The organism is Burkholderia sp. S171 (genome assembly GCF_009766085.1).
Lineage (GTDB): Bacteria > Pseudomonadota > Gammaproteobacteria > Burkholderiales > Burkholderiaceae > Caballeronia.
Map to the genome: position 1 here is coordinate 70073 of NZ_LMUF01000010.1, position 22023 is coordinate 92095.

Genomic DNA, 22023 nt, shown 5'->3' on the forward strand with positions numbered 1-22023 from the left:
TACGGTTGAATTTCACAATGCTGATTCCCGCGGTAAATGGCGGGCGTTAGCGCAAGCGCTACGGGGATGCCTCATTCCGGCAACCCCATGAATCGACGACTCATGTTACAAACTGCCGTGCCACGCGTCCAAGACCGTGTTTTTATCCTTTTATAATAATTTTCTTATAGTTCTGTTGGATCTTTCGGCAAGTCTTTCCCCGCAGGCGACAAACAGGTAAGAAAGGCTTGCAGATGAGGCGAACTGTCGTCGCTGCGAAAGCTTGCCGCAAGCGTCGTGGTCTGCGATGCCAGCGGTCCGCTCAGGCGCCGGTACACCACATCCGAGCGCCCGTGCCGCGCGACCGATTCACCCACAAATGTCACACCCAGCCCCGCCGCAACCAGCGCGATGGCCGTCTGGATCTCGTAAGCCTGATGCGCGATATGCGGTGTAATGCCCGCGTTTCGATAAAGCGACTCTACAAAGCGTGAGAACTGCGCATTCGGATGCTTCGGGTAAAGCACCAGGGGCGTGTCGGCAAGCTGGGCGATGCGCACCTTCTTCTCGCCAGCAAGCGGATGGTCCGGCGGGAGAACGACCATCACGCGTTCGCGCAGCAGCGGCAACGTAGTGCATCCTGCTATGGGAGGAACCTGCCGGCCGATGCCGATGTGAATGCGCGTCTCATGCAGTGCATCGGCTTGCTCTTCAGTAAGCATTTCGAAGAGCTTCAACTCGACCTTGGGGTAATCCCGATGAAACGACTTCAGCGCAGGCGGCAATACGCTGTACATCGCTGAACGGGTGAAGCCGATGCCAAGCCAGCCACGCATGCCCAGGCCGATCTCGCGGGTACCTAGCGCGACCTGATCGAATGAAGCAAGGATCTGGCGCGCCTCGATACACAGATAGCTGCCCGCTTCCGTGAGCCTCAGCGGCCGGCTGCCACGGTCCACCAGCTGCGTGCCCATGCGTGCCTCGAGTGCGCGTATTTGCTGGCTTAGCGCCGGCTGCGCAACGTGCAGCCGCTCCGCCGCGCGGCTGAAGTTGAGTTCTTCCGCGAGGACGACAAAGGCCTGCAGGTGTCTGAGGTTCATTGTTGTGTGATTGAAAGAGCGCTAACGGAGAACGTCACGCGTGATGAAGGCAGCATCAGACGTTACGGACCGGCAGAGGGTATCAAAACCACGCGCTTCTATCCGGCTCCGTGCCAGCCACATTGAATAACGCAACGAATAGGTGCTTGATTCATTGACTACGCAGTGACAATAGAGAAGGTTGGACCGGCGCAAGCGGGGCTTGCTCAGCATGATGAACCGAGCCCGCAAAAAGCCATCGTCCTAAAGCACATTCAGCATCGCCAGTGCGGTCTCCTGCAAGTGGTGTACTACACGGTTAATCGCGGCCTCAGTGGTCTCCCTGCCCATCGGCATGTTCGTACTCAGCGCGGCGACGACCTCGCCATGCCGGTCCTTCATAGGCACCGCAATACCGCGCACGCCGACTTGCAACTGCTGTTCGATGACTGCAAAACCATCGGCACGGGCTTGCCGGATTTTTTCCGCAAGACGCACCGTGTTCGTCAGCGTATGAGGCGTAAATGGCGTCAGTACGGTCGTATTCAACCACTCATGAACGGCTTCCTCGTCGGGCTTGTAAGCAAGCAGCACGACTCCTGGCGAAGTTAACGGCGCAGGCACCCGGGCGCCCAGGACGAACCCCGTGGTCATGACCCGCGAGGTCCCGTTGCGTGCAATGAAAACCAGCTCCCATTCATCGAGCACGCTGATATAAACCGACTCGTTGAGCGTCGCACTCAATTGCTGCAGATACGGCTGCACCAGTTTCGGCAAGCGCGCGGAATCAAAATACGACCAGCCAACGCGCAGCACGCGCGGCGTCAGCCCGAACAATTTGCCATCGCTTTCAACATAACCAAGACTCTCCAGCGTCAGCAAATGCCGACGCGCCGCGGTCCGGGTCATGCCCGTGCGGGCCGCTGCTTGCGTGGGGGTCATGCGGGCGTGCTCGCTGTCGAATGCCTCGAGCACCGCCAAGCCTTTTTCAAGCCCCGCGATCCAGTCGCGTTTGTCCAACGGCGGTCGTTTCGTCATCAGCATTAACCCTCGTTCCGTGCGATCAGTGGTGAGATACGAGCGATTATCGCGCACATCCCTGAAACATTGCTTCGTGTCGGCGAGGTCAATCCCTATCCTTTGTTTCACCGGCTTGATGAACGAAGCTATGGAGCAGAGAGGGACATCATGAGAATTACCGGCACGACCCGGATTTTTTATTGCATCGCCGATCCAGTCGATCAGGTGCGTGCGCCCGAGGTCTTTAACGAGGTGTTCAGGCGGCATGAAGTCGATGCCGTGATGGTGCCTCTGCGCGTCACGGCGGGCCATCTTGCGGCGACGTTGCGTTGCCTTCTCGCCTCGCCGACAGTAGGCGGCGTGTCACTGTCCATCCCCCACAAAGCGGCAGCCGCGGCGACGGTGGACCGCTGTTCGCGGGCTGCGCTGGCCGCGAATGCGGTTAATGCGATCAGGCGCAATCCGGATGGCGAGCTCGAAGGAGACTTGTTCGATGGCGTGGGTTTTATCCGCTCGATGGACCGCGCAGGCCTTGCTTACGCCGGTCGCCGGATCCTCATGCTGGGCGCAGGCGGCGCGGCATCGGCGGTGGCGACCGCGCTGGCTGCAGCCGGTGTGGCCGAACTCGCGCTCTTCGACCCCGACCATAGTAAAGCGCAGCATCTCGCCGCCGTGTTGAGGCGCGATTTCCACATCCAGGCTCGCGATGTGTCGACCAATGATCCGCACGATTATGACGTGGTCATCAACGCGTCCCCGCTTGGTTTGAAGGACAGCGATCCGCTTCCCGTGGATGTCGATGCGATTCGCGCGGACGCGGTCGTATGCGACATCCTGATGAAAAACCAGCCGACCCCGTTGCTGCGCGCGGCCCGTTCGCGAGGGCTGATTGCGGAACCCGGCTTCGACATGCTCATCCAGCAAACGCCGCTCTATCTCGAGTTTTTCGGTTATCCGGAACTTGCCAAATCCGTGCGTTCGGACGATGGATATCTGCTGGACTTGATCACGCCGGATGCGCTGCGTCGCCGTTCAGACACCGCGGCGCGCCCGCTCATCACCGACATCCCGGCTTAGTGCTAACCCCGAAAACGATCGTTAATCGCACATCGGCGTTCGATAATCGTTTTCATTTTCGCGGCAAGCATTGATCGGGCGAAGCCGCCGCCCTATGCTCCATTCACTGCGGCGTGCCATGCGCTTTTACCTGCAGGACATGTCCTGCAGCCCAAACATCAATACACATCAGAGACAACGCAATGACTATCGCTATCCAGTCTTCAGACGTCGCAGCAGTCGACCGGGAGAAGAGCCGGGCACGCAAGGCGGCGCTTGGCAGTTTTGTCGGTGCAGTGGTCGACTGGTATGACTTCCTGCTCTACGGCATCATCGCCGCGATCGTTTTCAACACTGAGTTCTTCCCGAAAGTCAGCCCTGCAATGGGCACGCTCGCTGCGTTCGGGACCTTTGGCGTAGGCTTTTTGTTTCGCCCGCTCGGTGGTTTTGTGTTCGGTCACTACGGCGATCGGTTGGGCCGCAAGCGCATGCTGGTGCTGACCGTGATGATGATGGGTCTCTCGACCGCGATGATCGGTTTGTTGCCCACGTTCGCATCCATCGGCTGGTGGGCGCCGGTCCTGCTCATCGCCCTGCGTGCGATCCAGGGCTTTGCGGTCGGCGGCGAGTGGGGCGGTGCGGCATTGATGGCGGTAGAGAGCGCGCCCGGCAAAAAGAAGGCGTTTTATAGCAGCGGCGTGCAGGTCGGCTACGGCGTAGGACTAGTGCTTGCAACGGGCATTGTCTCGATCCTCAGTCAGACCATGGACGACGCCACCTTCAAGGCCTGGGGCTGGCGCATCCCGTTCGTGTTCAGCGTCGTGCTGGTCCTGATCGGGCTGTGGGTGCGTTCGAGCATGGAGGAGTCGCAGGAGTTCGTCAAGAAGGTCATCGAGAAGGGCCAGCGAACCGGGCGCCTGCCGATCTTCGAAGCGTTGCGCCAGCACCCGAAAGCATTCTTGCTGATCATCGCGCTGCGCCTCGCCGAACTCTTCACGATGTACATCGTCACTGCGTTTGCGCTTAGCTATTCGACGACGAACCTCGGCATGCCCCGCCAGTTTTTCCTGAACATCGGCTTGCTCGTGGGGGCGGTCAGCATCGTGACCATTCCGTGTTTCGCGATGCTCGCCGACCGTTTTGGCCGCCGCCGTATCTACATGATTGGCGCTGTCGTCGGCATGCTCAGTGCCATTCCGTTTTTCCTCGCACTCGACGCCCGCTCGACCGTCTGGATCGTGATCTTCTCGGTGATGCTGGCGAATATCGCGCACGACATGGTGGTCAGCGTCCAGCAGCCGATGTTCACCGAACTCTTCGGTACTGAATATAGATACAGCGGTGCAGGCGTGGGTTATCAGGTGGCGAGTGTGGTCGGCGGCGGCTTCACGCCGTTCATCGCCGTGGCACTGGTGAGCTTCGCGGGCGGCTCTTGGCATCCGGTTGCGGCTTACCTTGCTATTGGTTGCCTGATTTCCGTGCTTGTTGCGGGCGGCATGAAACGGACTTGAGAGCAGGGCTGCCCGGTTAGCGGCATGGACCCTCACCTCATTCAATGGAAAGTAAATCATGACTGATCCCTGCATCATCTCGGTTGCGATCACGGGCTCCGTGCCGCGCAAGAAGGACAATCCGGCGGTACCCATCTCGATCACTGAGCAGGTTGAGAGCACCCACGCCGCGTACGAAGCGGGTGCGTCGCTCGTGCATCTGCATGTGCGCGACGAGCAGGAGAATTCCAGCTCGGACCGCTCGCGTTTCGAGGCGCTTCAAGACGGCATCCGGCAGCATTGCCCGGACATCATCATCCAGTTCTCAACAGGTGGGCGCGGACGTTCTTTCGAGCAGCGCGGCGCGATGCTCGACCTGCGCCCGGACATGGCTTCGCTCGCCACGGGGTCGGTCAACTTTCCGACCACGGTCTACGAAAACCCACCTGACTTCGTGCGCTCGCTCGCGAAGTCGATGCTCGATCACGGCGTCAAGCCCGAGATAGAAATCTTCGATCTGGCCATGCTCTATAGCACCGTCGATCTGGTTGGGCAGGGGCTGCTGACATCTCCCGTGCATGTCCAGTTCGTGATGGGCGTGAAGAATGCGTTGCCGGCCAAGCGCGAAATCCTTGAATTCGAAGTCGAGCGGCTGCGCGCCGAGTTACCCGATGCAACCTGGACAGCAGCAGGTATCGGCCGGCATCAGCTTGAGGTGAACCACTGGACGCTGGAACTGGGCGGTCACTGCCGCACCGGTCTTGAAGACAACATTCGCTGGGACAAGGACACGCTTGCCACCAGCAACGCGCAACTGGTGAGCCGCGTGGCTGCGCTGTGCGGCGAGTATGGGCGTCCGGTTGCAACCGCGGCGCAGGCCCGGCAACTGCTGCATTTGCCTGCGCTTTAGTCTTTCGCCGGCGACCGATATAGCGACAGGAATACGGCGGTGCCCCGCATACCGATGGTGGCCTGCCTGTTGAAAGAGAACTTACGATGCTACGTTCAATTGCCACCGTCTCAGTCAGCGGCACGCTGGTCGAGAAGCTCAACGCCATCAGTCGCGCCGGGTTCGACGGCGTCGAGATTTTCGAAAACGACTTGCTCTACTCCGATGGCTCACCTGCCGACGTGAGGCGCATCTGCGCTGACCTTGGCCTCCAGATCATGCTGTTCCAGCCCTTCCGCGACTTCGAGGGTGTCTCGCCGGAACGACTGGCCCGCAACCTCGAACGCGCGCGGCGCAAGTTCGAACTGATGCATGAACTCGGCACGGATCGCGTGCTGGTGTGCAGCAATGCATCGGCAGATTCCATTGGTGGGGATGCATTGATCGTCGATCAACTCGGTCAGTTCGCCGACCTCGCGCGTTCGGAAGGCGTGATGGCGGGTTACGAGGCATTGGCCTGGGGGCGGCACGTCAACTCGTACAAACATGCATGGCGGCTGGTCGACACGCTCGATCATCCGAACCTCGGCCTGATCCTCGACAGCTTTCATACGCTTTCCATTAACGACTCACTCGATGAAATCGCTCGCATTCCAGCGGACCGGATCACGTTTGTGCAGATCGCGGATGCGCCGAAGATGGCAATGGATGTGCTTGAATGGAGCCGGCATTACCGCTGTTTCCCGGGGCAAGGCGATCTCGATGTGGCTGGCTTTACGCGTCAGGTACTGGCATCGGGGTACGCGGGGCCGCTCTCTCTGGAGATTTTCAACGACGGCTTTCGCGCGGCGCCCAACGCAGCGACAGCGGTCGACGGTTATCGCTCGCTGCTGTATCTGGAAGAGCAATGTGCGGGCGCTTTGAAGGCCACGTCGCATGAGACGTTATTCCATCCGCCCGCCGCGCCTGCGCACACTGGCTTTCAGTTCCTCGAATTCGCCGTCGATTCAGCCGGTGGTCCGACGCTTGCCCAATGGCTCGAACGTCTGGGCTTTCGCGCGGCTGGCCGGCATCGTTCGAAGAATGTCACGCTGTACGCGCAGGGCGACGCGTGCATTCTCCTGAACGGCGAAACCGATTCCTTCGCGAGCGCGTTTCATCAGGCTCATGGCTTGTCGGTCTGCGCGTCGGCATATCGTGTCGATAACGCCGCGCAAGCCTTCGAGCGCGCGGCCGCTTTCGGCTACGCGCCTTTCTCGGGCAAGGTCGGCCCCAACGAGCGCGTGGTGCCGGGCGTGCAGGCACCCGATAACAGCTTGCAATATTTCGTCGACGAAGCGCCGGGTGAGCCCACGCTCTATGAGACCGATTTCAACCTGACGGAGACAGGCAAGCAGGACCGGGCCGATATCCTGCGCCGCATCGACCATGTGTGCCTGAACCTGCCCGCCGATACGCTGGATACGTGGGTGCTTTTTTTCAAGGCGACGTTCGGTTTCGATGCCGAGCCGTCGGTCCTGTTACCGGACCCCTACGGCCTCATCAGAAGCCGCGCAGTGCGCAGCCGGGACGGTTCCGTGCGGATCGTGCTCAACGCGTCAGCGGACCGGCATACGGCGGTTGTGGAGTCGCTGTCGACCTACCGTGGGTCCGGGCTGAATCACGTTGCGTTCGCGACCGACGACATTTTCGCGGCCGTCGCGGAGTTGCGCGAGCGGGGCGTGCCGCTGCTGCACATTCCGCGCAACTATTACGACGATCTCGATGCGCGCTACGATCTCGATCCGGCCCAGCTCGCACAAATGCGCGAGGGCGGCATCCTGTATGACCGCGACAACGCGGGCAGCGAGTTCTTCCAGGTTTATACGGAGCAGTTTGCGGAGCGGTTTTTCCTGGAGATTGTGCAACGCAAGGGCACCTATGATGGTTATGGCGCGGTGAACGCGCCGGTTCGGCTCGCAGCCCATGCGCAGCGACGGAATCAGGAACGGCCGGCTGGGGCGGCGTGACGAGTTGACGGTTTGCGGTCTGGCGGACGCCCTGCTGGCATGACACAGTGCTCAACAGTTTGACGCGTTGATGCCAGAGACGATAATCTGTCTCGGCGTCAGCGCGTCAGCGCGGCAGAGCGAGCTGCGACGCCTGACGCACGGATGTACAGACAGAGACGGATCGGACTTTCTCAGAGGTGATTTTCGATGACCTACGATGCTTCCCTGCCTGGCGCTGCCTCGGCACAATCCCTGCAGGACAGCGACAATCCGCTAGGCGTCGCCGGGCTTGAATTCGTGGAATTTTCGAGTCCGGACCCGGCGCGGTTGCGGACGCTTTTCGAGCAACTTGGCTTTACGCAAGTGGCGCGCCATGTCAGCAAGGACGTCACGCTGTATCACCAGGGCGGCATTAATTTTCTTATCAACGCCGACGACGATTCGTTTGCGGCGCGGTTCGCGGTCAATCATGGCGTGGGTATCTGCGCGATCGGACTAAGGGTGTTCGATGCGCAGACTTCGCACGAGCGTGCCATCGAAGCCGGGGCTTGGGATTTCGAGGGGGAGCGCATTGGGCCGAACGAATTGTTGATACCTGCGATCCAGGGTATCGGGGACTCGCATATTTACTTCGTGGACCATTGGGAAGGCCGGCAGGCGCCGAGCGAAAAGGCACGGTCTATCTACGATATTGATTTTGCATGGCTCGACCCGCAGGAAACGCAGGCGGCGCTGCATGCCAACGATGCAGGTTTGAGCAAGGTCGATCATTTCACCCAGACGGTTGGGGCGGGGCGGCTGGCGGACTGGCTTGAGTTTTACCTGCAGGTCCTTCATTTCAAGGAGATCCACGCGGTTCATCCGGACTGGAAGGTGGCGCAGGATCTGCCTGTCATTGTGTCGCCTTGCCAGACGTTGAGCATTCCCGTTTATGAGGAAGGGACCTACCGCACGAGTCTGATGCAGGACTATCTGCCGGATCATACGGGTGAGGGGGTCCAGCATATTGCGCTGGTGGCGAAGGATATTTTTGCGTCGGTGGATATCTTGCGGTCGCGGGGCATTCGTTTTGTGGAGCCGCCGGTAAGGTATTACGAGCAACTCGATGAACGTTTACCCGGGCATGGGCTGGACGTGGAGGCGCTGCGGTCGAGGGGCATTCTGGTGGACGGTTCGATTTCCGCCGATGGTAGCGCGCGGCTCTTCCTCCAAACCTTTATTCAACGTGATCGCGGCGATATGTTTTTTGAAATCGTCGAGAGGCGTGGAGACCACGGGTTTGGGGAAGGGAATCTGATTGCACTAGGCAAGGCGAGGGAGGTTTAGGAATAGGTTTTCGTTCGCACTCGGTTTGGGATGCGGGGCGAGGTTTCGGGGTTGGCGGTTGGGGTCAGTGCCGGGGTGGTGCTTTCGGTGTTAGTGGTCTGCATGAGTCGAATTTTCTCTTTATCACTTTTAGCCACTGCGCGTGGCTGCGCGTCATTTCTTGGTCCTTAGCGACAAAGAAACGAAGCAAAGAAAACGCTTTCAACCACGCTACCCTAAGTGTCCACAGCGTGCAGTTCCCATTCATAGGTGCCCCAAAAGCACGGTGCTCGGCAGAGCGAAGGATGTTTGAAGCCCTCCTTCTCGCGAATCCTGACATAGACACGCTTCGCCACCAGTGCTCTCGGGCAAGCACCCGTGCCCCATTGGTCAGCACGGCCCTACCCTTATTTTTTGCTTCATTTCTTGATGCGTTGGTTTAGTGCTCTGAGTGGTTATTTCGGTTATTTCGGTTATTTCCGTAGGTCACCGTCATGGCATCACGCGTCTTGCGGCTTCATGTCTCTGTGGGCTGATTGCATGGCCTATGCGGTTGTTTTCGTCGGTGCCGGCTTCACGCATTTTTGTGGGTTGGTTTCTTGCTTGCTTAGTTTCTTGGTGGCTTAGCTGTGTAGTTCGTCGTACGTACTGATTTGGTGGGTCGTTCACGCGGATAGCGCGGGGTGTCCCTTGGGCGGGTCCAGTCACTGGTGGCGAAGCGTGTCAGAACCTGTGTTCGGAGAACGGTGTGAGCCGATCTGCGTAATGCATTCGATGCCGGCGCGCGCATCGTCCGGGTGGCGACCCATTGAACCGAGGCGGATGTGTCGCGGCAACATCTGGAGTTCGCTCGCGAGTTGGGGATGGACCCGGTCGGCTTCCTGATGATGAGCCACATGACTACGCCGCAAAAACTCGCTGAGCAAGCGAAGCTGATGGAGAGCTACGGCGCGTCCTGCGTGTATGCGGTGGACTCAGGTGGTGCGTTGGGCATGAACGACGTACGAGACCGTTTCCGCGCGTTCAAAGACGCGCTTAAGTCCGAGACGGAAACCGGTATGCACGCGCATCACAACCTGAGCCTTGGCGTGGCCAACTCGCTGGTGGCGATCGAGGAGGGCCGCGATCGTGTCGATGCCAGCCTCGCGGGCATGGGCGCCGGTGCGGGCAATGCACCGCTCGAAGTGTTTATCGCAGCGGCAGAGCGGCAGGGCTGGCACCACGGCTGCGATCTGTACAAGCTGATGGATGCCGCCGACGATCTGGTCCGTCCGCTCCAGGACCGGCCCGTGAGGGTGGACCGCGAGACGCTAGCACTCGGTTATGCAAACGTGTATTCGAGCTTCCTGCGTCACGCCGAAGTGGCGGCGAAACGGTACGACCTGAAGACGGTCGGCATCCTCGTCGAACTCGGCAAGCGGGAGATGGTGGGCGGCCAGGAGGACATGATCGTGGACGTTGCCCTTGATCTGCTCAAGCGCACGGCACACAAGTTGTCGCATTCCGCCCCAGCCATGAGCGAAGCGGGATAAGTCATGTCACGCCAATTCGCGCTCGCTGCGCTGACAGCAATTGATCTGACGCCACCCGAACTCGTCAGCTTGCGTCAACCGTCGATCTGGACGAGCGTCTGCGGAGGACTTTGGCGCCGCGAGAAAGGTTGTTTACGGCTAGGGAATAGTGATCTCAAGCCTTAGTGCAAACCCCAGTAATGCGCGATTATCGAACACTCGCGTTCGATAATCGATTTCTTTCAAGCGCAAAACATTGCCCACGATTGGATATGACTTTATTGTGGGGACGTGCTGATCCAACACCTCAAGCGCGGCACATTCAGTCAGCACTGAGCTTCATTTTTTCGCTGAACATATTCCTCTAATACCAGAACTTTCCAACCGTTATCGCCCAAAAGCTTTATAGGTTAGGAAAGCTTAGTAAAAAAACCTGCAGCAGTGACCCCAACCGAAAAAATTGAAGGAGGAGACGTAGATGAAGCAATCCAGACAGGCGGGAGCGGCGGTCGTCATCACGGTAGCAATGGCGACGTCCGCACATGCACAAAGCAGCGTGACGCTGTACGGTATTGTCGATAACTCGCTGACTTACCAAAGCAGCCAGACGACACTCGGTTCAACCAAGAACGGACGCTCCAACATCAAGATGTCATCGGGCGTATGGGCGGGCAGCCGCTTCGGACTGAAGGGCGGCGAGGACCTCGGTGGCGGCACCAAGGCGATCTTCCAGCTTGAGTCGGGTTTTAACAGCGCAAGCGGCGCACAGCAGTACACCAACGCAGAATTCGGCCGGCAGGCATGGGTAGGTGCGACCAACCCCACGTACGGTACGTTCACAGCCGGACGCCAGTACACGTCCTACTATACGTTGCTTTCGCCGTATAGCCCGACCAACTGGCTGACCGGTTTCTACGGCGCGCACCCCGGCGATCTCGATGAACTGGACACCATCTATCGTGCGAACAACTCGTTGGTCTATACATCACCCAAGCTCTACGGATTCACGTTCAGCGGCTCGTATTCGTTCGCGGGCGTGCCGGGCAGCGTGAACCAGGGTTCGACATGGAGCGGCGCGGTCCAGTACGCCAACGGCCCATTCGGGATCGCGGCGGGCATCACGCGTATCAACAACTCGACGCCAGGCGGCGGCGCGTATGGCACGGATTCGACCACGAATTCGAACGGGCAATCGGGCGTGTCGGCGGTGACCAACGGGTACCAGACGGCGCAGGCACAACAGCGTTTCGCGGTCGGCGCGGGTTATACGTTCAATAGCGCGTGGGACGTGTCGGCGACTTACTCGAATGTGCAGTACATTCCCGGTATTCACTCGCTGTTCCGCGATACCGCAATCTTTAATACGGCCGGTGCCGTGCTTCACTGGCACGCGTCGCCTGCGCTTGATCTGGGGACTGGGTACAGCTACACGCGTGCCACGAAGGCGAACGGCATAGACAGCGTCGCTCAATACCACCAGTTCAACTTGTCCCAGTACTACGCTTTGTCAAAACGAACCGGCCTGTATGCACTGCAGGCGTACCAGCGCACGAAGGGCAAGACGCTGGGAACGCCGGGCGAATCCAGCATCATCAATGCAACGGCCACGTTGGGCGATGGATTCCAGTCGGCGCCTTCTTCGTCGCAAAGCCAGTTCGCGGCCGGCGTGGGTATCATTCACCGCTTCTGATGCGGGGCGCGCCATGTGCAACAGCGGCCTGGGGAATACCCGGGCCCGCCGTGGCGGAATGCAGTGTTGTGCGTGGTTATCCGCCAGGATCGCTACTTCAATAACATCGCTCGCGAACCACGATCGCAGGGTGGGAATATCATTACTTTGAGTCAGGAGACGCCTCATGCAAGACGTTCATAATTCCCCTGCGGTGCATGCCGGAGCGGCGGTCCGCACGCGCTCGCGCACCCGCTTCGTGATCCTCGCGCTGCTCGCGGTGGGCACCATGATCAACTATCTGGATCGTACGGTCCTGGGCATCGCGGCACCGACGATGACCAAGGAACTGGGTATCGACGCAGCCGTGATGGGAATTGTCTTCTCTGCGTTCTCATGGACCTATGCGCTTGCCCAGATACCGGGCGGGGTGTTCCTCGATCGCTTCGGCAGCAAGGTCACGTACTTCCTCGCATTGAGCTTCTGGTCGCTCTTTACGTTGTTTCAAGGGTTCGCTGTCGGCCTCAAGTCATTGCTGCTGTTTCGCTTTGGCCTCGGCATCAGCGAGGCGCCGTGTTTTCCGGTCAACAGCCGCGTGGTCGCCACATGGTTTCCGCAACACGAGCGCGCACGAGCGACCGGGATCTATACGGTGGGCGAATACCTCGGCCTCGCGTGTTTCGCGCCGGCGCTGTTCTGGATCATGGGGAGCTTCGGCTGGCGCGCGTTGTTCGTGGTCGTTGGTGTTCTCGGCATTACGTTCGGCATTGTGTGGTGGCTCTTTTATCGCGAGCCGCACGACTCGAAGACCGTTAATCAAGCGGAGCTCGACTACATTGCAGCAGGCGGCGGACTTGAGTCGCCCGGCGGCCAGCAGACGCTGGCGTTCTCGTGGAGCAATGTCGGCCAGTTGCTCAAGCGTCGCCAGATCGCGGGTGCATGCCTGGGCCAATTCGCGGGCAACACCACGCTGGTCTTTTTCCTGACCTGGTTCCCGACCTATCTTGCAACCGAGCGGCATATGGGCTGGCTCAAGGTGGGTTTCTTCGCCGTGATGCCGTTCCTCGCCGCAGCGGTTGGCGTGATGTTCGGCGGCTGGGTGTCCGACCTTCTGCTCAAGCGGACTGGCTCGGCCAACATAGCGCGCAAGCTGCCGATCATCGTCGGCTTGCTGGGGGCATCTACCATCATCTCGGCGAACTTCGTCAACAGCGACGCGATGGTCATCACCATTCTCTCGATCGCGTTCTTCGGCCAGGGCATGGTTGGGCTCGGCTGGACGCTGATCTCGGACATCGCGCCGAAGAACCTGATGGGACTGACCGGCGGCATCTTCAACTTTTGCGCAAACCTGGCGGGCATTGTGACGCCGCTGGTGATCGGCGTGATCGTGGCGAAGACCGGCTCGTTCTTTTACGCGCTGGCTTATGTTGGCTCGGCTGCGCTGGTGGGGGCGCTGTCGTACGTGTTTATCGTCGGCGATGTACGTCGCGTTGAATTGGCAGACTAACTCTGGCGGATCGAGCGCCGAATCTCTTGAGGCATGCAGCCATGATTAGCGGAAAAACCACCCTGATTGCCCACCTCGGTTATCCGACGGAGGGATTCAAGGCGCCCATGATCTACAACCCCTGGTTCGAGCAGAACGGCATCGACGCGGTGGTGATGCCGATGGGCGTGAAGGCGGAGGACTATACGACGGTGCTGCAATCCCTGTTTCGGCTGACCAACATTCGCGGCGCGCTGGTGACCATGCCGCACAAGGTCACCACTACGGATCTCGTCGATGAACTCACGCCTACCGCTCGCATTGCCGGTGCGTGCAACGCCATTCTTCGGCGCCCGGACGGCACGCTGCTCGGCGATCAGTTCGACGGCGCGGGGTTCACGCGAGGCGTTGAACGCAAGGGCCGGTCACTTAAGGGCGCGCGTGCATTCGTGCTTGGCAGTGGCGGCGTGGGCTCGGCTATCGCGGCATCGCTGGCGGCAGCGGGCGTGACGGGCCTGGCCCTCTTCGATACCAACACCGCAGCAGTCGAAGCGCTCGCCGACCGCTTGCGCAAGCACTATTCGCAGCTTGTGGTGACGACAGGGTCCAAAGATCCAGCGGGCTACGATGTGGTCGTCAATGCAACGCCGCTCGGAATGAACGAGGGTGATCCGCTGCCGTTCGACATCGACCGCATCTCGCCAAGCACGTTCGTTGGTGAAGTCGTCATGAAGTCCGAATACACACCGTTGCTGCGCGCAGCCAAAGAGAAGGGCTGTACGGTGCAGGTCGGCACCGACATGCTCTTCGAAATGATTCCGGCCTACCTGGAGTTCTTTGGTTTCGGCACAGCCACACCCGAGCAATTGCGCGCGGTCTCGCAGATCAAATATTGATGAGGTGATGTCATGAAGAAGGTGCTCGTTCTCAACGGACCCAACCTGAACCTGCTAGGTCAGCGCGAACCCGCGCAGTATGGGTCCGACACGCTCGCCACGGTCGAGGCGCTTTGCAAGGAAGCCGGCGAGCGGCTCGGCGTGGAGGTGGAGTGCAGGCAGTCGAATCACGAGGGTGTGCTGATCGACTGGATCCATGAGGCGGGCCGCGAGATAGCGGCGGGCAACATGCTGGGGGTCGTGATGAACCCGGGCGCTTTCACGCACACGTCGATCGCCTTGCACGATGCCATCAAGGGCGCGAGCGTCACGCTGATCGAGCTGCATATTTCTAACGTCCACGCGCGGGAATCGTTTCGCCACCACTCGTATATCTCTCCCGCAGCGCGCGGGATCATCGTCGGTCTGGGCATCAAGGGTTATGCCCTTGCCATCGATGCTTTGGTGCAGGTGTCGCAGGTTAAATAGGCGGATGGAGTCGCTGCAAGTTCACGCTCCCTCAACCATTTTCCCGCGCGTCTGAGCGCCTTCTGCCGATCAATCAGGCCCTTCGTTTGCACCGCGCAAACGAAGGGCCTTTCGTCTGATATTTCATCGTCACAAGCAATCCTGGTGCACTCCCGACGTTGGATTCGGCACGTGCGCCTTCGCTCGATCTGAATTTTCGACTGGCATTCAAAGAGCAATCAAAGTCGAATAAGGGTTAACGTAAATTCACTATTGGGAAACGAATTGTACAATTCGTAATTCCTGAGGCGTTGTCCGGAGCTGCAATGGGCGTCGCAGAACGGCATGCGTCGGGTATGCCGCAACTCGCGAAATCACGGGTCAGCGCGACGTTGACCTCTCCCTTAAGAACCGGATTAAGCGGCACTAATACACCGCGCGAAGCGATCCATCGCTTGCATGGCGTGAGCGCACAAGCGAGGACCATTCATGAATTCCGACGTGATCGAAGTAGAGCGGGTGCTCGACGAAACACACCGGCCGGTGTTCCACTTCGTATTGCTTTTGCTGTGCGGCTTATGCCTCGTGATCGACGGTTTCGATGCCCAGGCGATGGGCTATGTGGCCCCGAGCGTTATTGGCGAATGGCATGTTTCGAAGGCGTCGCTCGGTCCCGTGTTCAGCGCGAGTCTGTTCGGCATGCTAATTGGTGCGCTGGGCCTCTCGGTACTCGCCGACAAGATCGGGCGGCGACCGGTGTTGATCGTGTCGATGCTCTGCTTTGGCTTGCTGATGCTTGCAACCCCTTTCGTCACCACGATCTCCGCACTGATTACAGTGCGCTTTGTCACGGGTATCGGCCTGGGTTGCATCATGCCGAACGCGATGGCGCTCGTCGGTGAGTTTAGTCCGCAAGCGCATCGCGTGAAGCGAATGATGCTTGTTTCATGCGGATTTACACTCGGCGCGGCGCTGGGCGGCTTTGTCAGCGCATGGCTGATTCCGAACTACGGCTGGCGTTCGGTGTTTTATCTGGGCGGCGTGGTGCCGCTTCTGCTAGTTGTCGCCATGACGATGAGCTTGCCCGAGTCCCTGCAGTTCCTGGTGCTGAAGGGTCACAAGGAACGTGCACGCGCATGGCTTGCACGGTTCGACCCGACGCTACGGATTGACGCGGCGGCGACCATCGTGGTCCGCGAAAAGAACACCGGCGGTGCGCCTGTTGCCGAGTTGTTTCGCGCAGGCCGCACAGCAGTGACGCTGATTCTGTGGTCGATCAGCTTCATGAACCTGATCGACCTGTACTTCCTGTCGAATTGGCTGCCGACCGTCATGCGCGATGCCGGCTATTCACCGGGAACCGCTGTGATTGTCGGTACCGCATTGCAGACCGGCGGCGTGCTCGGCACCTTGCTGCTTGGCTGGTTTATCGAGCGCTTTGGCTTTGTCCGGGTGCTGTTCGTATGTTTCTTCTTCGCTGCCATCTTCGTTGGGATGATTGGTACCGTGGCGCATGCGTTGCCGTGGTTACTGATCGTCGTATTCGCGGGGGGCTTCTGTGTGGTCGGAGGCCAGCCGGCGGTCAATGCGCTCGCCGGGCACTATTACCCCACGTCGGTGCGTTCGACGGGAATCGGCTGGAGCCTGGGTATCGGGCGCATTGGCTCGGTAATCGGGCCACTGGTCGGCGGTCAGTTGATCGCGCTGAACTGGTCCAACGCGTCGCTGTTTCACGCGGCGTCCGTGCCGGTGTTGTGTTCCGCCTTGTTCGTCTTGCTGCTCGCGCTGAAGACTCGCAATATCGATTCTGCAACGTCCGGTGCGGCACGGACAGCTTGATAAACGGCCAGCCGTGTGCCTTTCAATGAGCCTGTCACAGGCTCAAGTCTCACGGTCGGCGCCTGGCTAGGCTTTCACGCGGCGTGCGGAGAAATCCGATTTGAGGCGCCACGTCTGTCCCTGATCTGCAGATCGTTCGCCAGTCCACCGGAACGAAACGGGCGTGATCTCCTTGAAGCTCCAGCGTACGGCGTTACCGGCGCTATCGTGACCTTCCTGGACGATATCGTTACCCGAAATACGGCCCAGCTGCCGCGAATAATATTGACGAAGCGGATCGCTCCACACGATGTGCCAGGCGTCCAGAGCTGGGTCATAGACACGCAGCGTGGTGCCATGGAAGACCCCGGGAAGACTCCATACATCCTGGATCGCGCGCCCTTCGAGCACCCAGCCGAAACGAATGTCGCCGCGGCCGGTTTGCGGATGGCCGTCGTCGTCATAGACAACGGCGTCCATCTCCCAGCGGCCGATCAACCAGCCGTAAGTTTTCATTTTGTCGGCCCGGTCGGCAGCGGGCTCATTGGTATGAAGAGCGGCAATCAGGCATGAAGATGTTGGCATGGCAAGAGCCTCGTTAAGGATTAGGATTTCCCTATCCTATGGAATGGCAGGTTGCCCGGCTTGGGGAAAATTGCTATATCTTCGCTTATGGCTTCGGTCCCTCAACTCCTCGCATCCGGCACCGGGTGGCGCGTCCACGACGTCGTCTGCACCGCGAGTCCGCACGATCGGCCGTTTGAAGAACGGCACGAGTCCCTGTGCATTGCCGCGGTGACGTCGGGGACGTTCCGCTATCGCTCAACTCAGGGATCGGCAACGCTTGCACCGGGCGCAGTGTTGCTCGGCAATGAACGGCATTGTTATGAATGCAGCCACGAGCACAGTGCAGGGGACCGCTGCCTCTCGTTTCATTTCGACCCCGAATTCTTCGAGCAAATCATCACTGCCGTGCCGGGCGCACGGCGCATTGCATTCGATGTCCCCAATTTGCCGCCCCTGCCTGCATTGATACCCATTGTTGCCGCTGCGCAAGCGGCGCGTGACAACGGTGATCTCGCAGCGCTCGAGGAGTTGGCGATATGCCTGGCTGGCACGGTCTCGGCTGCGTTGCCGGGCGTCAGGCGGCGCACGCGTCTACCGAGTCCTCGCGATGAACTGCGGGTGGCCGCAGCCTTGCGCCGGATCGAGCAGGAGTCGCATCAGCCGCTTCTGCTAGCGGATCTCGCGAGCGACGCGGCGACCAGCCCTTATCATTTTCTGCGTTTGTTCCTGCAAGTAGTGGGCGTGACGCCGCACCAGTACCTGATGCGCACGCGATTGCACGAGGCTGCCGTGCGTCTTCGCCGATCCAGCGAAAGCATCCTGAGCGTAGCGCTGGAAACAGGCTTCAACGACGTGTCGACATTCAATGGCCACTTCCGCCGAATCATGGGCATGAGCCCGAGTGCCTATCGTCGGTTGAGAGGTGTGGGTGGGTCACATTTGCGTTGAGCATGGTGTGTGACCAGGCTTTATGCGTGTCAGCCAAGTTCGGAATTTTCGCGCAAGCACGCGTATCGACAGCGTGTCGGTCGGATGCCGATGTCGACGACCGGCTAGTTTCGCCTTGGCCGTTAGCCGCGCCAAAAGCCCGATCCAATCTGTAATTTAAAAAGGTAGAAGTGCTTAGTATAGAGACTGCAATACAGTCTTCTCGTAACAGCGCCTGTCGGGATGAGCTGATCTTCGTGAAGCTGTCGCGGTCCACCACAAAGACGCCTCCGGCCATCGCATCGGCATTGCAACATCCGCATCCGCCGATCAACGCCTGACCATTGCGTTGTCGCCGTCCTTCAACTGCGGCCAACCGAAACGATGAGCGTCGCGCAGAATGCGCTATTCGAGTTCCATACGAGAAACTTGCTGCGGAAAATCCGCAACGCTCGCGTCAGTAGCGAAATGCAAGACGACATTTAGGTGCTTAAAACACCGCTTCGAATCAGCGGCATCCCCCATTGCCACGTGTTTTTTTCTGTGAAAGACTTCGTTCATCTGCTGTGCCGGACATGATTCCGATATATCAGACAATCAGCTCTACTCGTTCTAGCCGGCCTTGGCACCGCGTTCACGCGACGCAGGGCCGTGCACAACATCGTTTTATGCAGGCCGATGCGCCGGCATGGTGAGGGCGTTGAATCCAGGGGTTTCTCTGGCCACCGTCGTTTGTCCCTGAACTGACATTTTCACTTTCAAGGCTGAGACCCAAATGAGACTTGTCAAAGAAAGCGCACGTATCGCCTGTTTATTCGCGGTGGCTGGTCTGTTGACGCTGGCCGGCTGCACAAAGGTTGCCACCCCGGCTCAGGATGGCGGGGCAGAGTCCACGCTGAAGGCGGTCTTGCAGCGAGGCACGCTGCGCGTAGGCGATTGCCTGAGCTTTGCGCCCTTCGGTTTTTACAACAAGGACGGAGCGGCTGATGGTTACGACGTCGACCTGGCGAAAGAGCTGGCGAAGCAAATGGGCGTGAAGCTGGAGGTGGTCAATACGACGAGCGCCAACCGTATTCCGAACCTGCAGACCAGCAAGGTCGACGTGGTGTTCTGCAATTTCACGCGCAACCTGGAACGGGCCAAGGAAATCGGCTTCACCAATCCCTACGTAGTCGCCAGCGAGGCGTTGCTTGTGAAGAAGAGCAGCGGCATCAAGTCGATCAAGGACATGTCCAACCGCACGATCGCGACCGTCAAGGGATCGACGAATGGCGACGAAGTACGGGCGCTGAACATGCAGGTGAAGATCCAGGAGTTCGACAGTTCGCAGGCGGCCATTCTTGCAGTCAAGCAAGGTCAGGCCGATGCAATGATCGAAGACAACAACTTCCTCGCGTATCAGGCTTCGCTCGACCCCGAGTTGACCGTGACCGACGAAGCGCTGGTTCCGCTTGAATACAACGCGTTCGGTGTGAAGGCGGGCGATCAGGTCTGGCTTGATTACCTGAACCTGTTCCTGTTCCAAGTCAACGCGTCGAAGCTGAACGCCCAGCTCTACAAAAAGTGGTTCGGCGCCGATCCGCGTTTTCCGCTGAATCCGCAGTACTGAAGCCGCAGTACTGAAGCTGGGGTACTTAACGCCACGCAGCATGCATCGCGCAAGGCTGACGACGGAGGAGCAATGAGCTATCAATGGGTGACCCTGTCGGGCTATCTGAACGATTTTGTCCGGGCGGCGTGGCTGACGCTTCAGGTCACGTTGCTGGCCTTCGTCGTCGCGATGCTGCTCGGCCTGCTGGCCGCGCTGGCCAGCACGTCACGCGTCGCAGTGCTGCGCGCGATATCGAGTTGCTATATCGAGGTGATCCGCAACACGCCGGTGCTGTTGCAGATCTTCATTGTTTTCTTCGGCCTTCCTTCAATGGGCATCACGCTCGACGCGTATACGGCGGGTGTGATTGCGCTGGGCGTGAACGTTGGTGCGTACCTTGCAGAAGTATTCAGGGCGGGTATTCAGTCCGTGCCGCGCGGTCAGTTGGAAGCGGCATCCATTCTCGGGCTGGAGCGTTCGCAGATCTTCATTGAGGTGGTCATGCCGCAGGCCGCACGCGCCGTTTATCCCGCGATCGTGAACAACCTGATCCAGCTTCTGCTCGGGACGTCACTGCTGTCGGCTATCGCCTTGCCGGAGCTGACGGGCATGGCGACCGTGATCAACGCGCGCACGTTGCTGTACATCCAGACGTTCACGATTACGCTGATCGCTTATTTGGTGCTGAGCAACTTTTTGTCCTGGGTCGCCGGGATGATCGGGGCGCGGCTGTTTCATCCGCCGCTCGTGTTGGCAAAACGCACGCGCCGGCCATCGCTCATCAGGCGCCGCGTCAGCCCTGGAACAGGAGAGTGAACATGACAAGCGACCTGTTGATGTCCAGCCTTCCCATCCTGCTTCAAGGCCTGCTGACCACGCTGATTCTTTCTGTAGCGGCCATTGTGGGCGGCACGCTTGTCGGACTGCTGGCAGCCGTCTTGCGGACCTTCGGGCCTTGGGGTACACCACGGCTTGCCCGGCTCTACACCGAGCTGTTTCGCGGCACACCGGTCCTGATCACGCTGATGTTCATCTATTTCGGCGTGTCGTACTTTGGTTACGCCATTGATGTATTCGCCGCCGGCGTGATCGGGCTCAGCGTCTATCAAGGCGCCTATATTGCAGAGGTTTTCCGCTCGGGGATTGAATCGGTCCAGAAGGGGCAGTGGGAAGTCTCGCAGATCCTCGGACTAAGCAAGACGCAGGCGTTCTTTTCAGTGATCCTGCCGCAGACCGGAAAGATCGTGCTGCCGCCGTTGATCGGCCAGTACCTGTCCCTCATCAAGGACACATCGATTGTCAGCATGATTGGCATGTCGGAGTTGATGCATCAGGGCCAAGCAATTGTCGACCGGATCGGCAAGCCGGTGGAAATCTATGGCCTGGTCGCCGTGCTGTATTTCATTGTGTGCTTTCCCCTGTCGCGGTGGGTGCGCCGCCATGATCGAAGAAGGAGCCTGTTGTCATGAACATCGCCATCGCGTCCGAGCCCATTATCAAGCCCATCATCAACCTGACCGGCGTCACCAAGTCGTTCGGCACGCTCCAGGTGCTCAAGCAGATCGACCTCAACGTACGCCAGGGCGAAGTGCTCGTCCTCATTGGCGCGTCCGGTTCTGGCAAGAGCACCGTCTTGCGAATCATGAGCGGTCTTGAAACCGCTGATGCCGGCGAGGTCTGGGTCAACGAAGTACCCCTCCACGACGCGCGCCGCGCACGCGAAATTCGCGGTCACGTAGGCATGGTGTTCCAGCAGTTCAATCTGTTCCCGCACAAGAATGCATTGGGGAATGTCTCACTGGCCTTGATCAAGGCACGCAAGATGAATCCGGCCGACGCCCGCAAGCGCGCGATGGACGCATTGGATCGCGTAGGTCTCGCCGACCGCGCCGACCACTATCCGAGCCAGTTGTCGGGCGGCCAGCAGCAGCGGGTAGCCATTGCGCGGGCGCTAGCTGTGGAGCCGGGCATCATGTTCTTCGATGAAGCCACCTCCGCGCTCGATCCGGAACTGGTGGGCGAAGTCACCGAGGTCATGCGCGGCCTTGCACGCGACGGCATGACCATGGTGGTCGTCACGCATGAAATGGGTTTCGCGCGCAAGACGGCAGACCGCGTGGTGTTCATGGACAAGGGCGTGATAGCAGAACAGGGCGCGCCTGAGCAGATCTTCGTGAACCCGCAGAACGAGCGCACGCAACAATTTCTGCACCGGGTACTCGACCATTGAGTGCGACTGGTTTGCGGCCGCGATATGCAGTCGCGCATGCGCTAAGCTCGCGTCAGTCAAAGAAAAGCT

The 22023-nt window shown here is 59.5% G+C and carries 18 protein-coding genes and 1 pseudogene; 16 read left to right on the forward strand and 3 right to left on the reverse strand.

The features are described from left to right. Positions 1–164: 164 nt before the first annotated feature. On the reverse strand, positions 165–1079 hold the full coding sequence (locus GSQ93_RS06025; protein WP_158934719.1) for a LysR family transcriptional regulator: 915 nt from the start codon (positions 1077–1079) through the stop codon (positions 165–167). Positions 1080–1322: 243 nt separating this feature from the next. Further along, complete coding sequence (locus tag GSQ93_RS06030; protein ID WP_158934720.1) at positions 1323–2096, reverse strand: IclR family transcriptional regulator C-terminal domain-containing protein; 774 nt, start codon at positions 2094–2096, stop codon at positions 1323–1325. A 150-nt stretch (positions 2097–2246) separates the two neighbouring features. Here GSQ93_RS06030 and GSQ93_RS06035 point away from each other — a divergent pair, with 150 nt between their 5' ends. From GSQ93_RS06035 to GSQ93_RS06085, 11 genes and pseudogenes are all read left to right on the forward strand, one after another. Next, positions 2247–3155: a shikimate dehydrogenase gene (locus GSQ93_RS06035; RefSeq protein ID WP_158934721.1), complete on the forward strand. Its 909-nt coding sequence runs from the start codon at positions 2247–2249 to the stop codon at positions 3153–3155. Positions 3156–3337: 182 nt separating this feature from the next. Then, complete coding sequence (gene shiA / locus GSQ93_RS06040; RefSeq protein WP_158934722.1) at positions 3338–4645, forward strand: shikimate transporter; 1308 nt, start codon at positions 3338–3340, stop codon at positions 4643–4645. Between the two features lie 58 nt (positions 4646–4703). After that, positions 4704–5534, forward strand: a complete 831-nt coding sequence (locus GSQ93_RS06045) for a 3-keto-5-aminohexanoate cleavage protein (protein ID WP_158934723.1) — start codon at positions 4704–4706, stop codon at positions 5532–5534. 86 nt (positions 5535–5620) lie between these two features. Continuing rightward, positions 5621–7522 carry a bifunctional sugar phosphate isomerase/epimerase/4-hydroxyphenylpyruvate dioxygenase family protein gene (locus GSQ93_RS06050; RefSeq protein ID WP_158934724.1) on the forward strand — a complete coding sequence of 634 codons (1902 nt, stop codon included), beginning with the start codon at positions 5621–5623 and terminating at the stop codon, positions 7520–7522. Positions 7523–7711: 189 nt separating this feature from the next. Next, a complete protein-coding gene (locus GSQ93_RS06055; RefSeq protein WP_158934725.1) occupies positions 7712–8830 on the forward strand; it encodes a 4-hydroxyphenylpyruvate dioxygenase family protein in 1119 nt (372 codons plus the stop codon). Between the two features lie 734 nt (positions 8831–9564). Then, a pseudogene (dmpG, locus tag GSQ93_RS06060) lies at positions 9565–10341 on the forward strand (4-hydroxy-2-oxovalerate aldolase); the annotation flags it as partial. Between the two features lie 457 nt (positions 10342–10798). Then, positions 10799–12010, forward strand: coding sequence for a porin (locus GSQ93_RS06065; protein ID WP_158934726.1), 1212 nt, complete (start codon positions 10799–10801; stop codon positions 12008–12010). Positions 12011–12176: 166 nt separating this feature from the next. Then, the gene (locus GSQ93_RS06070) at positions 12177–13499 is read left to right on the forward strand and encodes an MFS transporter (protein WP_158934727.1); all 1323 of its coding nucleotides are present in this window, start codon (positions 12177–12179) and stop codon (positions 13497–13499) included. 41 nt (positions 13500–13540) lie between these two features. Next, on the forward strand, positions 13541–14374 hold the full coding sequence (locus tag GSQ93_RS06075) for a shikimate dehydrogenase (protein ID WP_158934728.1): 834 nt from the start codon (positions 13541–13543) through the stop codon (positions 14372–14374). A gap of 12 nt (positions 14375–14386) precedes the next feature. Continuing rightward, on the forward strand, positions 14387–14842 hold the full coding sequence (aroQ, locus tag GSQ93_RS06080; RefSeq protein WP_158934729.1) for a type II 3-dehydroquinate dehydratase: 456 nt from the start codon (positions 14387–14389) through the stop codon (positions 14840–14842). Between the two features lie 468 nt (positions 14843–15310). Continuing rightward, complete coding sequence (locus GSQ93_RS06085) at positions 15311–16660, forward strand: MFS transporter (RefSeq protein WP_158934730.1); 1350 nt, start codon at positions 15311–15313, stop codon at positions 16658–16660. Between the two features lie 66 nt (positions 16661–16726). Here GSQ93_RS06085 and GSQ93_RS06090 read toward each other — a convergent pair whose 3' ends face one another. After that, positions 16727–17224 (reverse strand): hypothetical protein, encoded by a 498-nt coding sequence (locus tag GSQ93_RS06090; protein WP_158934731.1) that lies wholly within the window; start codon positions 17222–17224, stop codon positions 16727–16729. A gap of 87 nt (positions 17225–17311) precedes the next feature. On the opposite strand from GSQ93_RS06090, the gene GSQ93_RS06095 reads away from it, so the two are divergent. The 5 genes from GSQ93_RS06095 to GSQ93_RS06115 all read left to right on the forward strand — a co-directional run bounded on the left by GSQ93_RS06095 (position 17312) and on the right by GSQ93_RS06115 (position 21954). Then, complete coding sequence (locus GSQ93_RS06095) at positions 17312–18154, forward strand: AraC family transcriptional regulator (protein ID WP_158934732.1); 843 nt, start codon at positions 17312–17314, stop codon at positions 18152–18154. A gap of 754 nt (positions 18155–18908) precedes the next feature. After that, positions 18909–19742, forward strand: coding sequence for a transporter substrate-binding domain-containing protein (locus GSQ93_RS06100; RefSeq protein ID WP_158934733.1), 834 nt, complete (start codon positions 18909–18911; stop codon positions 19740–19742). A gap of 72 nt (positions 19743–19814) precedes the next feature. After that, the gene (locus tag GSQ93_RS06105; RefSeq protein ID WP_158934734.1) at positions 19815–20540 is read left to right on the forward strand and encodes an amino acid ABC transporter permease; all 726 of its coding nucleotides are present in this window, start codon (positions 19815–19817) and stop codon (positions 20538–20540) included. 2 nt (positions 20541–20542) lie between these two features. Beyond that, positions 20543–21193: an amino acid ABC transporter permease gene (locus tag GSQ93_RS06110; RefSeq protein ID WP_031365052.1), complete on the forward strand. Its 651-nt coding sequence runs from the start codon at positions 20543–20545 to the stop codon at positions 21191–21193. Further along, complete coding sequence (locus tag GSQ93_RS06115) at positions 21190–21954, forward strand: amino acid ABC transporter ATP-binding protein (protein ID WP_158934735.1); 765 nt, start codon at positions 21190–21192, stop codon at positions 21952–21954. Before GSQ93_RS06110 ends, GSQ93_RS06115 begins: the two co-directional genes overlap by 4 nt. Positions 21955–22023: the final 69 nt, after the last annotated feature.